Here is a 12,128-nt window from a genome sequence, read left to right as displayed (position 1 = left end):
GAATTCCTTGACCATGAACACGCCGAAAGAACTGATCGAAGCCCGTCCCAAGATCCTCAACCCCTCGGCCATGCAGGACCTGCTGGAGAAGACCCGCCTCGTCGGCAGGGCTCTTCAGAGCCGCCGCGACACGACCGCTCCCGACTATCAGCGCCTGTGCAAACTCCTCTGCGACCTGGCGGCGGCCAACGTCTACGTCATCAACCGGGAGGGGCGCATTCTCGGTTACGCCTGGGTCAGCGAATACGACTGCGCCACCATGCTGGACCAGCTCAAGGACGGACGGATGCCCGACAATTACGTGGACAAGCTCAACCAGCTCCACGAATCGGTCCTCAACCACACGGACCACGGCCTCTGTGCCTACTCAGACGCTCCCTGCACCTACTCGAACAAACACGTCGTCTACACGCCCATCAACGGCGGCGGAGAGAGGCTGGGGACGCTGATCCTCGCCCGTTTCGGCCATCCCTTCGACACCCGTGACCTCGTCCTCGGCGAATACCTCTCCACCGTCGTCGGCCTCGAGATCCTTCACGAGAGGACCCGCTCCATCCAGGAGCGTGCCCGGGAACGTCTCGTCGTCCAGATGGCCATGCGGGCCCTCTCCTACTCGGAAGTCGAATCGGTGCGCCACATCATCCAGGAGCTCGGCAGCTCCGAAGGCGTCGTCGTCGCCAGCCGCGTCGCCGACCGCGTCGGCGTGACGAGAAGCGTCATCGTCAACGCCCTGCGGAAGCTGGAGAGCGCCGGCATCATCGAAAGCCGCAGCCTGGGCATGAAGGGCACCTACATCAAGGTCCTGAGCCCCCTCTTCATGGAGGAGCTGGACGTCTTCGAACAGTAGCCTTAAAGCTCCTCTCCTCGGGGGCCGAAAAAGCAAGGGAAAGGAGGGGTCTTCCGTGCGCAGCGATCTGACCTGGAATGTCCTCGCAAAAGACCTGGAGGGGCTCTCGAAGCGCTTCGACGCCGTCAGCTCCAACATCGCCAACGCCAACACGCCTCGTTACGCCCGCCGCGAGGTCCGCTTCGAGGAGGAGCTTCAGGAACTGCTCGACGGCCCGAGCAAGATGCCCCTGGCCCTCACCGACGAGCGGCATATCCCTCTTCGACCTCTCTCCGTCGACGACGTGACGCCCGACGAAGTCCGCCCCGTCGACGAGATCTACCGCCTCGACGGCAACAACGTCGACCCCGAGGTGGAGATGGCCCGCCTGGCCGAGACGCGCATGGCCTACAACGCCGCCAATCGCCTCGTCGCCAAGAAGGCCGCCCTCTATCGGCTGGCCATCGGTGGCCGCTGATGTCCCTCTTCCGCGCCATCGACACGGCCGGCAGCGGCCTCACGGCCCATCGCCTCTGGATGGACCTCGTCGCGGAAAACCTGGCCAACGTCAACACGACGCGCACGCCCGACGGAGGCCCCTACGTCCGTAAGGTTCCCCTCTTTTCCGAGCGTCTCGACGAGGTGATGGGTCGAGGCGACGGTGACGGCGTGCGGGCCGTCGCCATCGCCGAAGACGATCAGCCCCCCCGCCTCGCCTACGAGCCCGACCACCCCGACGCGAACGACGAGGGCTACGTGGCCTACCCCAACGTCAACGTCATCCGGGAGATGGCCGACATGATGGTCGCCAGCCGGGCCTACGAGGCCAATCTGGCCGTCGTCGAATCGGCCAAGGCCATGTTCAGCGGCGCCCTCGACGTCCTCAGGGGATGATCTCGCCTCCAGCGGGGGCGTAAGGCAAAGGCCGCAAGGTAAAGAAAGGCAAAGAAACGTGAAGAAACCGCCTCCCTCCGACAGGAAAGCGGCACCCCCGGAGGGCCCCATAAAGCCCTATAAAGAGGATGTCTTTGCATCCTCTTTTTTCGTGCCTCCGCGGGGGAAGTGGCTTAATTGTAAATTCAAAATGTACCGGACCTCTTGTGGTGTCGCTCTAATCGTGGCAAAATAATGCCTGGCTTCGCGCGGAGGTCTTTCCCGGGACCGCGGGAGTCTGATCCCTTTTCGCTTTACCCCTTGACAGAGGCTCCCCAGCCCCTTTAATTGAGGGGGTAGTCCTCTTTTTCGCCGAGTCTGACAGGAGGTGCCTCGATGGCCGAACGGATGATGGACCTCTCGAAACTGGCTCTCGAGTCCAGGCAGGGTATCGAAGAACCGGAGCGTCGCCGCACCGCTGCGACGCCTTTTGTGGACATTCTGGAGGGGCAGCTGATGGAGGCCAACGAGCAGCAGCTTCTCTCCGACGGCGATATGCGCCGCCTCGCCACGGGAGATGTGAACGACATCTCCGACGTCGTCCTTTCCGTGACCCAGGGAGAGCTGGCTCTCCGTATGGTCGTCGAAGTGCGGAACAAGCTCGTCGAGGCCTATCAGACCCTCTCGCGCATGCCTGTCTGATAGGGCGTCATGGGAGAGAAGCTTTCCTCTTTTGTCGAGCGACTGCGCCGTTTCTGGGCCGGCCTCTCCCGTTGGCAGCGCCTTTCCATCGTCGGCGCCGCACTGGGAGTGGTCTCCCTTCTCGTCTTCATGGTCGTCCTTTCCCGGAAGCCCAGCTACGAGCCCCTCTTCTCGGGCCTCGAAGTCGATGATCAGGCGGCCATCGTCGATGTCCTGAGGGAACAGAAGATTCCCTATCGCCTCGATCCGGCGGCCAACGCCATCCTGCTGCCTCGCGACCTCGTCTACGAGACGCGCCTCTCCCTGGCCCAGGGCGGGCTGCCCCGCGGCGGCGGCGTGGGGTTCGAGCTCTTCGACGAGGGCAAAATGGGCATGAGCGACTTCCAGCAGCGCATCGCCTACCTTCGCGCCCTCGAAGGAGAGCTGGCCCGGACGGTGGCCAAACTGGACGGCGTCGACTTCGCCCGCGTCAGCATCGTCCTGCCCCAGCCCAGGCTCTTCCTGGAGCAGCAGCAGCCCTCGACGGCCTCCGTTCTCGTCGGCCTCCGGTCGGGGCGCCGCATCGGTCCCGAGCAGGTCCGGGCCATCGTCCATCTCGTCGCCCGAAGCGTCGAGGCCCTGGACCCCAAGAGCGTCACCGTCGTCGATACGGCGGGCAACGTCCTCTCCGACATGATCGACGACGACTCTCTCATCTACTCCACCGGCGGGGAGGGGCGCGTCTCGTCCCTTCAGCGGGAGCTGGAACGCCAGCAGGAGGTCGAGCTGGAGCACAAGGTCCGCCTCATGCTGGAGCGCGTCTTCGGGCCCGGCCGGGCCGTCGTCCGCATCCGCGTCGAGCTCGATTTCGACAAATCCCGCCAGAACGAGCGGGAGTTCATTCCCGGTCCCGCGGGAAAGGGCGTCGTCCGGAGCCAGCAGGCCGTCGACGAGAGCTACGTGGGACCCGGAACGCCTCCAGCCCAGGCCCCGGGGACGACGACGAACATTCCCGGCTATGCCGTCACCCAGGCCGACCAGGGCAACAGCGAGTATAACCGCTCCGACGTCGTCACCAACTACGAGATCACCACGAGGGAACGGGAGCGCGTCGTCGCCCCCGGCGGCCTTCGCTTCCTGTCGGCCTCGGTTCTCGTCGACGCCGAACTGGACGAGGCGGCCCTGGAGAGCCTGCGTCAGTCCGTCGCCGCCGCCATCGGCCTCAACGCCGAACGGGGCGACAACCTGGTCCTGCGGGCCATGAAATTCACCGCCTCTCCGGCCGACGATCTTCTGGCCCAGGTGGAGGCCGAGCGCCTCCGCCGCCTCTATGTCTTCGTCGGGCTGGGCCTTCTCCTCCTGCTCCTCGTCGCCGTCGGCCTGTTTCTCTGGCTCCGTCGTCGCCGCCTTCGCCCCTCCCTCCCTTCCGGAGACGAGGGAAAAAGAGCTCCATCGCTTCAGGAGATCCTCGACCATCCCGAACTGCTCTCCGAGCAGGGAGAGACGGCCGTCCTGGAAGAACAGCTTCGCGCCTACGCGCTGAAAAACCCCGCGGAGATGGCCAACCTGATCCAGAACTGGCTCTCCGAAGAAGCCTGAATGGGACAATGGAGTTGAGCGTCTGATGGCAACCAAGACAAAGGAACTGCGGGGCAAGGAAAAGGCGGCCATCCTCCTCGTCTCCCTGGGGCCCGATGTGGCCTCCAGAATCTACAAGGAGCTGGAGGAGCCCGTCATGGAGCTTCTCACCCTGGAGATCGCCAACCTGCGCAAGGTGACGCCGGAGCAGAAGGCCGAGGTGCTCAAGGAGGCCCAGGAGCTCCTCATGGCCCGCGAGTTCCTCACTCAGGGCGGCGTCGAGTACGCCCGGCGCGTTCTGGAACAGGCCCTCGGCCCCGAGCGGGCCCAGGAGGTGCTCCGCCGCATCACGGCGAGCCTCCAGGTCCGTCCCTTCGACTTCATGCGCCACACCGACGCCCAGCAGCTTCTCAGCTTCATCCAGGGCGAGCATCCCCAGACGATCGCCCTCATCCTCTCCTACCTGGAGGCCGATCAGGCCGCCCAGGTCATCGGAGGCCTGCCCGCCGGGACCCAGGCCGAGGTGGCGCGGCGAATCGCCAAGATGGACCGCATCACGCCCGAAGTGCTGCGCGAGGTGGAGCGCGTCCTGGAGCGCAAGCTCTCCAGCGTTCTCGGCCAGGACTTCACCATGGCCGGAGGCATCGACGCCATCGTCGAGATCATCAACCGCGTCGATCGGGGCACGGAGCGCCACATCATGGAGACCCTGGAGGAGAAGGATCCCGACCTGGCCGAGGAGATCAAGCGGCGCCTCTTCGTCTTCGAGGACATCTCGGGGATGGACGACCGCTCCCTCCAGAGGGTGCTTCGCGACGTGGACATGAAGGACCTCTCCCTGGCCCTCAAGGGAGCCACGGAAGAGCTGCGGCAGAAGTTCTACCGCAACATGTCGAAGAGGGCCGCCGAAATGCTCAAGGAGGACATGGATTTCATGGGCCCCGTCCGGGTCCGCGACGTCGAGGAGGCCCAGCAGAAGATCGTCAACGTCGTCCGGGCCCTGGAGGACGCCGGGGAGATCGTCATCGCCCGCGGCGGCGAGGAGGAGCTCGTTGTCTAGTTCGCCCAGGACGCGTCTCTACCGGGCCGTACGCCTCCTTCCCGAGGCCGTCCGCATCGGTCCCGCCGCGGAACCTCCGCCTTCCGAAGAGGATCGGGGATCGGACGTCCCGGCCGCGCCTCCCAGGACTCTGGCGCTGGAGCTTCAGTATCAGGCCCGCATCGAAAGCCTCGAGCGGGAAGTCGCCGCCCTGACGAAGCGCAACGACGCCCTCGAGGCGGCCAAGACGGAGGCCGAAGAGGCTCTCGCCGCAGGGCTCGCCCAGAGGGAGAAGACCTATCGCGCCGAGAGGGACAAGATCCTGGCGGCGGCCAGGGCCGAGGGGCTCGAGGCGGGGCGGAAGGCGGGCCATGCCGAGGGGACGACCAAGGCCGAGAAAGAGGTGGCCGAGCGCTACCGTCGCCGCTTCGACGAGGCCCTCACCCTCCTGTCCAAGATCCACGACGCCCTCAAGGTCTCCTTCTCCGACCTGGAGGAGGCTCAAGCGCCTCGCCTCGTCCGCCTCTGGGAGGTCACCCTCGCCCGCCTGCTGGCCCGGGAGGTCTCCCTCCAGGAATCGCCCGTCATTCCTCTGCTGCGGCAGGTCCTCCTTCGGACCAGCGACAGGGAGCGCATCATCGTCTACCTCCACCCGCAGGACCTCAAGCACGTCGACACGGCCCGGGAGGTTCTGGGCGACATCCTGAGGGGGACGAACCACCTTGATTTCCGCGGCGACGATCACGTCGACCGCGGAAGCTGTCTTGTCGAGACCAATCTCGGCGTCTACGACGCCCGTTTCCGGACCCAGTTGGCCAGTCTGGCCCGCGAGATCGACACCGTCCTCTCCGGAGGGAGCAAAGACCGGTCGGGCATGGCCGCCCTGCTGGGAGGCGGCGGCGATGAGGCCTGAGAAAACCTCCCTCTTCGAAACCCTCGAGGCCCGCCTCGCCGTCGCCGACCTCGTCTCCGTCAACGGTCGCGTCGTCCAGGTCGTGGGTCTCGTCATCGAGTCGCAAGGCCCCGACGTAAAGGTGGGCGATCTGTGCGAAATCCGCTTCCGCCGCCGCAGCGCCGCCCTCAAGGCCGAGGTGGTCGGCTTCCGCGGAGATCGGGTCCTGCTCATGCCTCTCGGAGACCTTCAGGATATCGGCCCCGGATGCGACGTCGTCTCCCTCGGCCGCTCCCTCTCCGTGCCCGTCGGAGAAGGGCTTCTCGGGCGCGTCCTCGACGGATTGGGCCGTCCGCTCGACGACAAGGGGCCTCTCCTGGTCACCCGATCCTACCCCCTCTATGCCTCTCCGCCTCACCCCTTGCGCCGCCGGGCCATCAAAGAGCCCCTTTCGGTGGGCGTCAAGGCCGTCGACGGCCTTCTCACCCTGGGTCAGGGGCAGCGCATCGGCATTTTCGCCGGTTCCGGCGTCGGCAAGAGCACCCTGCTGGGAATGATGGCCCGCAGCACCGAGGCCGACGTGAACGTCATCGGTCTTGTCGGAGAGCGGGGCCGTGAAGTTCGGGAGTTCATCGAACGGGATCTCGGCGCGGAAGGGCTCAAACGGTCCGTCCTGGTCGTCGCCACGTCGGATCAGCCGCCCCTGGTCCGGCTCAAGGCGGCCATGACGACGACGGCCATCGCCGAATACTTTCGCGACCAGGGGAGCAACGTTCTCCTCATGATGGACTCCGTCACCCGCGTCGCCATGGCCCAGCGCGACGTGGGCCTGGCCGTGGGCGAGCCGCCGGCCACGCGAGGCTACACCCCATCCGTCTTCGCCCTTCTGCCCCGTCTCCTCGAGCGGGCCGGTACGGGCGAGCAGGGGAGCATCACCGGCGTCTACACCGTCCTCGTCGAGGGCGACGACATGAACGAGCCCATCGCCGACAGCGTCCGGGGAATCCTCGACGGCCACGTCGTCCTCTCCCGCCATCTGGCGGCCCGTAACCAGTACCCGTCCATCGACGTCCTCAACAGCGTCAGCCGCGTCATGAACTCCATCGTCACGGCCGAACACCTGGAGGCGGCCGGCCGCCTCCGTCAGCTTCTCTCCTACTATGCCGAGGGCGAAGACCTGATCCGCATCGGCGCCTACCGCCAGGGGAGCGACCCCCGCATCGACTGGGCCCTGGCCCATCTCGAAAAGGTCCGCTCCTTCCTGATCCAGAACGTCGAAGAGGCCTTCACCTTCGAGGAGACGGTCCGTCGTCTGACGTCGCTCATCCCCAAGCCTCAGGGGCTGGGAGCCTAACCGGAGGAGGTTTTGCCCGATGATTCAGCGCATTCATCGTTTCAAACGCCTCTTGCAGACCAAGGAGCGCGAGGAGGATCTCCTCAAGGAGGAGCTGGGCAACCGCCAGAGAGAAAAGACGACCCTCGAAGGGCACATGGATAAACTCCGAGGCGAGAAGGAAGAGGCTCTGGCCTCCTTCGGCCGCCGCGCCGTCGAGGCGACGACCGTTCAGGAACTCTGGATGAGCCGCTGCGATCTCGACCGGATCGGCCGTAACCTCGACGAGAACGGCCGCTGCCTGGCCCTGGCCGTTCGGGGCGTCGAATCGGCCCGCGAAGAGCTGCTCCTCAAACACAGGGAGGTCCGAACCTTCGAGACGGCCCTGGACGGCTACAGGGAGCTCTGGCGAACGGAGTGTCTCAAAAAGGAACAGGCCCTCCTGGACGATCTGACGTCGAGTCGATTCGCCGCCATGGCCATGAAAGAAGGAGGCGACGACGCGTGAAAAACTCCTTTGACGGTCTGGTCCGGATCTTCCAGCGAGTGGAGGCGATCCAATCCCGTTTCGGTCCCAAGGCGATCCTGCCCGAAAAGGAGGAGAAATCCCGCTTTCGTGAGGTCCTGGCCGAGGAGGAGCGCCCCGACGATCTCCCCGTCGAACCCGCCCCCGCGAAAAGGGCCCGAAGCGCGGAGCCGACGGTCAACCTCGATCGGATCCGCAAGAATCTGGCCCTTCTCCACGGCGTCGACGACGACCTCGTCCAGGCCGTCATCGCCGTCGAGTCGGCGGGCAACCCGCAGGCCCGCTCTCCCAAGGGAGCCATGGGACTCATGCAGCTCATGCCGGGAACGGCGAAGATGCTGGGCGTCGAAGACGCCTATGATCCCGAACAGAACCTCGACGGCGGCATCCGCTACCTGGCCGGTCTCCTGAGCCGCTACGACGGCGATCTCGAGAAGGCCCTGGCCGCCTACAACGCCGGGCCGGGTCGGGTCGACGCCTATGGCGGCATTCCCCCCTTCCGGGAGACCCAGGCCTACGTCAGAAACGTCCTGAGCCGCTACCGAAGAGAGGAAGGTGGGGTCTAGATGGCCGAGGAACGCCCCGATCGCCCCGATCGCGCCGAGGGCTCCGGCGCGACTCCGCGCCCTCCGCGGCCGCCGCGGAAAAAAAAGAAGGGAAAGGGCTGCGGCTGCTTTTTCCTTCTCATCCTCCTTCTCGGCGCCGCCCTGGGCCTTCAGATCAGCGGTGCCGCCGACGTCAAAGGGCCCCTGACGCGGCTCGTCTGGTCCCTGCCCGTCATCGGTCCCCGCATCGGAGAGGCCCTTGGCCTGAAGCGCGATCTCGCCCTTTCGGCCGGAGAGCGTCTCCTGTCCGAACTGGCCGAGAGGGAGGACCTCCTTCGGCGGCAACGTCTCGACCTGGCGGAGGAGGGGGAATCCCTTCAGCTCCTCGCCGCCCAACTGGCCGAAAAGGCCGAAATCCTGGCGCAACGGGAGGCGGCCCTGGCGGAGAGCCTTAAGGTCGGCGCCGAAAAGCCCGAAATAACTACAGAGGAACTTCTCCGATCCGTGGGAAACATCTTTCAGGAGATGTCCTCGCGCAAGGCGGCGAAAATTCTCGAAGAACTCGACGAGAGGCTGTCCGTGGCCCTTCTCAGGGGGCTGCCCCAGGACAAGTCCGCCGAAATACTCGGGAGCATGGACGCTCCCCGAGCTGCGAGGCTGACGGAACAGCTGGCTTCGACGGGATCTGCGAGGTGAACCGATGACGAAGGCTTCCCTGATCCTTTTTCCCCCGGGAGGGAACGGAAGGGTCTTTTCAGGAACGGCTAAAGGGGAGGGGTTTGTGAAGGCCGAGGCCTTCTCGACCCTCCTCGGCGCTTACATGGATTCCCGAAAGGGCGTCGCCGGAGGGCCGACGACGACGCCTTCCGACGGCGGGGGCGCCGTCGGGGGTTCGGAGCAGGGCGAAGGGACGGCCTCCTTCCGCGCGCTCCTCTTCCTGCCCTCCCTGGAAGTTCCTCTTCCCCACGACTCTCCGGAGGAGGGCCTCTCTCCGGCCTCGGAGGGCCCCGACGACTCCTTGCCGGTTCCCGGGGACCTCTCTCCCGACGCGGCGTCTTCCGTCGAGGAGGAGACCTCCGAGAGGCGCTCCTCCCCGACGGGATCGTCTGCCGTGGGGACGGGCGAAGGCGCTGCGGCGGCTCTGTCCGTGGTGACGGTCTCTGCCGCGGTGGAAGCCCCTCTTTCGGTCCCCGCCGACGGGACGGCCCCGGCCTCCCCCGACGGGACGGCCTCTGCGGTCGAGTCCCCCCTCGGCGACGCCTCCCGCGCGACGGCGGAGGCCTCTTCCGTGCCCTCCGGCCCGGCCGGGGCGGAGGCGCCTCGCGGAGTCCTTTCCGCCGAGATCCCGTCCCCTTCGGCGGAGCCGGTGACGGCGGTTCCCCGCCTGGCGGCGGAGCCGACGACGGTCACGACCCCGGTCCGCCCGGCGGCGGAGCCGACGACGGCCACGACCCCGGTCCAGCCGGTGGCGGAGCCGACGGGGGTTCCCCTCACGGCCCAGAAGCCGGTGACGGAGGTGTCCCTCCCGACGGCGGCGTCGACGGCCTCTCCGGCTCCCGCCGCAGGGATGGCCCCGGCCTCCCCCGACGGCACGGCCTCTGCGGTCGAGTCCCCCCTCGGCGCCGCCTCCCGCGCGACGGCGGAGGCCTCTTCCGCGTCCTCCGGCCCGGCCGGGGCGGAGGCGCCTCGCGGAGCCCTTTCCGCCGAGATCCCCGCTTCCCCTTCGGCCGAGCCGGTGACGGCGGTTCCCCGTCCGACGGCCGAGCCTGCCACGACCCCGGTCCGCCCGGCGGCGGAGCCGACGACGGCCACGACCCCGGTCCAGCCGGTGGCGGAGCCGACGGGGGTTCCCCTCACGGCCCAGAAGCCGGTGACGGAGGTGTCCCTCCCGACGGCGGCGTCGACGGCCTCTCCGGCCCCCGCCGACGGGACGGCCCCGGCCTCCCCCGACGGGACGGCCTCTGCGGTCGAGTCCCCCCTCGGCGACGCCTCCCGCGCGACGGCGGAGGCCTCTTCCGTGCCCTCCGGCCCGGCCGGGGCGGAGGCGCCTCGCGGAGTCCTTTCCGCCGAGATCCCGTCCCCTTCGGCGGAGCCGGTGACGGCGGTTCCCCGCCTGGCGGCGGAGCCGACGACGGTCACGACCCCGGTCCGCCCGGCGGCGGAGCCGACGAGGGTCACGACCCCGGTCCAGCCGGTGGCGGAGCCGACGGGGGTTCCCCTCACGGCCCAGAAGCCGGTGACGGAGGTGTCCCTCCCGACGGCGGCGTCGACGGCCTCTCCGGCTCCCGCCGCAGGGATGGCCCCGGCCTCCCCCGACGGCACGGCCTCTGCGGTCGAGTCCCCCCTCGGCGACGCCTCCCGCGCGACGGCGGAGGCCTCTTCCGTGCCCTCCGGCCCGGCCGGGGCGGAGGCGCCTCGCGGAACCCTTTCCGCCGAGATCCCCGCTTCCCCTTCGGCGGAGCCGGTGACGGCGGTTCCCCGCCTGGCGGCGGAGCCGACGACGGTCACGACCCCGGTCCGCCCGGCGGCGGAGCCGACGAGGGTCACGACCCCGGTCCAGCCGGTGGCGGAGCCGACGGGGGTTCCCCTCACGGCCCAGAAGCCGGTGACGGAGGTGTCCCTCCCGACGGCGGCGTCGACGGCCTCTCCGGCTCCCGCCGCAGGGATGGCCCCGGCCTCCCCCGACGGCACGGCCTCTGCGGTCGAGTCCCCCCTCGGCGACGCCTCCCGCGCGACGGAGGCAGCCTCTTCCCTGTCCTCCGGCCCGGCCGGGGCGGAGGCGCCTCGCGGAACCCTTTCCGCCGAGATCCCCGCTTCCCCTTCGGCGGAGCCGGTGACGGCGGTTCCCCGTCCGGCGGCGGAGCCGACGACGGTCACGACCCCGGTCCAGCCGGTGGCGGAGCCGACGGAGGTTCCCCTCACGGCCCAGAAGCCGACGACGGAGGTGCTCCTCCCGACGGCGGCGTCGACGGCCTCTCCGGCTGCCGCCGCAGGGATGGCCCCGGCCTCCCCCGACGGGACGGCCCCTGCGGTCGAGTCCCCCCTCGGCGACGCCTCCCGCGCGACGGAGGCGGCCTCTTCCCTGTCCTCCGGCCCGGCCGGGGCGGAGTCGCCTGGCGGAGCCCTTTCCGCCGAGATCCCCGCTTCACCTTCGGCGGAGCCGGTGACGGCGGTTCCCCGTCCGGCGGCGGAGCCGACGACGGTCACGACCCCGGTCCAGCCGGTGGCGGAGCCGACGGAGGTCCCCCTCACGGCCCAGAAGCCGGTGACGGAGGTGTCCCTCCCGACGGCGGCGTCGACGGCCTCTTCGGCTGCCGCCGCAGGGATGGCCCCGGCCCCCGCCGACGGGACGGCCCCTGCGGCCGAGGCCTCCCTCGGCGATGCCTCCCGCGCGACGGAGGCGGCCTCTTCCGTGTCCTCCGGCCCGGCCGGGGCGGAGTCGCCTCGCGGAGACGGGTCCGCCGAGATCCCGTCCCCTTCGGCGGAGCCGGTGACGGCGGTTCCCCGTCCGACGGCGGAGCCGACGACGGTCACGACCCCGGTCCAGCCGGTGGCGGAGCCGACGGAGGTCCCCCTCACGGCCCAGAAGCCGGTGACGGAGGTGTCCCTCCCGACGGCGGCGTCGACGGCCTCTTCGGCCCCCGCCGCAGGGATGGCCTCGGCCTCCCCCGACGGGACGGCCCCGACGGCCGAGGCCTCCCTCAGTGACGCCTCCCGCGCGACGGCGGAGGCGCCTCGCGGAACCCTTTCCGCCGAGATCCCCGCTTCACCTTCGGCGGAGCCGGTGACGGCGGTTCCCCGTCCGGCGGCGGAGCCGACGACGGTCACGACCCCG

Annotated in this window: 12 protein-coding genes; 11 read left to right on the top strand and 1 reads right to left on the bottom strand. The window is 68.7% G+C overall.

Annotation, left to right across the window (positions count from 1 at the left end):
- The first annotated feature begins 13 nt into the window (after nucleotides 1-13).
- From codY to KAR29_RS09915, 11 genes are all read left to right on the top strand, one after another.
- The gene (codY, locus tag KAR29_RS09965) at nucleotides 14-847 is read left to right on the top strand and encodes a GTP-sensing pleiotropic transcriptional regulator CodY (RefSeq protein WP_274374965.1); all 834 of its coding nucleotides are present in this window, start codon (nucleotides 14-16) and stop codon (nucleotides 845-847) included.
- A 55-nt stretch (nucleotides 848-902) separates the two neighbouring features.
- The gene (gene flgB / locus KAR29_RS09960) at nucleotides 903-1,304 is read left to right on the top strand and encodes a flagellar basal body rod protein FlgB (RefSeq protein WP_274372844.1); all 402 of its coding nucleotides are present in this window, start codon (nucleotides 903-905) and stop codon (nucleotides 1,302-1,304) included.
- Nucleotides 1,304-1,720 (top strand): flagellar basal body rod protein FlgC, encoded by a 417-nt coding sequence (gene flgC, locus KAR29_RS09955; RefSeq protein WP_274372843.1) that lies wholly within the window; start codon nucleotides 1,304-1,306, stop codon nucleotides 1,718-1,720. The genes flgB and flgC overlap by 1 nt, the downstream gene beginning before the upstream one ends.
- A gap of 375 nt (nucleotides 1,721-2,095) precedes the next feature.
- Nucleotides 2,096-2,401 (top strand): flagellar hook-basal body complex protein FliE, encoded by a 306-nt coding sequence (locus KAR29_RS09950; RefSeq protein WP_274372842.1) that lies wholly within the window; start codon nucleotides 2,096-2,098, stop codon nucleotides 2,399-2,401.
- A gap of 9 nt (nucleotides 2,402-2,410) precedes the next feature.
- A complete protein-coding gene (gene fliF / locus KAR29_RS09945; protein WP_274372841.1) occupies nucleotides 2,411-3,979 on the top strand; it encodes a flagellar basal-body MS-ring/collar protein FliF in 1,569 nt (522 codons plus the stop codon).
- A gap of 25 nt (nucleotides 3,980-4,004) precedes the next feature.
- Nucleotides 4,005-5,018: a flagellar motor switch protein FliG gene (gene fliG, locus KAR29_RS09940; RefSeq protein ID WP_274372840.1), complete on the top strand. Its 1,014-nt coding sequence runs from the start codon at nucleotides 4,005-4,007 to the stop codon at nucleotides 5,016-5,018.
- On the top strand, nucleotides 5,011-5,910 hold the full coding sequence (locus tag KAR29_RS09935; RefSeq protein ID WP_274372839.1) for a FliH/SctL family protein: 900 nt from the start codon (nucleotides 5,011-5,013) through the stop codon (nucleotides 5,908-5,910). The genes fliG and KAR29_RS09935 overlap by 8 nt, the downstream gene beginning before the upstream one ends.
- Nucleotides 5,900-7,243, top strand: a complete 1,344-nt coding sequence (fliI, locus tag KAR29_RS09930) for a flagellar protein export ATPase FliI (protein WP_274372838.1) — start codon at nucleotides 5,900-5,902, stop codon at nucleotides 7,241-7,243. Before KAR29_RS09935 ends, fliI begins: the two co-directional genes overlap by 11 nt.
- 19 nt (nucleotides 7,244-7,262) lie before the next feature.
- Nucleotides 7,263-7,730: a flagellar export protein FliJ gene (fliJ, locus tag KAR29_RS09925; RefSeq protein WP_274372837.1), complete on the top strand. Its 468-nt coding sequence runs from the start codon at nucleotides 7,263-7,265 to the stop codon at nucleotides 7,728-7,730.
- Nucleotides 7,727-8,314 (top strand): lytic transglycosylase domain-containing protein, encoded by a 588-nt coding sequence (locus KAR29_RS09920; protein WP_274372836.1) that lies wholly within the window; start codon nucleotides 7,727-7,729, stop codon nucleotides 8,312-8,314. Before fliJ ends, KAR29_RS09920 begins: the two co-directional genes overlap by 4 nt.
- The gene (locus KAR29_RS09915; protein ID WP_274372835.1) at nucleotides 8,315-8,989 is read left to right on the top strand and encodes a MotE family protein; all 675 of its coding nucleotides are present in this window, start codon (nucleotides 8,315-8,317) and stop codon (nucleotides 8,987-8,989) included.
- Between the two features lie 120 nt (nucleotides 8,990-9,109).
- Here KAR29_RS09915 and KAR29_RS09910 read toward each other — a convergent pair whose 3' ends face one another.
- Nucleotides 9,110-12,121: a hypothetical protein gene (locus KAR29_RS09910; RefSeq protein WP_274372834.1), complete on the bottom strand. Its 3,012-nt coding sequence runs from the start codon at nucleotides 12,119-12,121 to the stop codon at nucleotides 9,110-9,112.
- Between the last annotated feature and the right edge of the window lie 7 nt (nucleotides 12,122-12,128).

The sequence above is a fragment of the Aminithiophilus ramosus genome, assembly GCF_018069705.1.
Lineage (GTDB): Bacteria > Synergistota > Synergistia > Synergistales > Aminithiophilaceae > Aminithiophilus > Aminithiophilus ramosus.
This window is presented reverse-complemented; position numbering and strand designations above follow the sequence as displayed.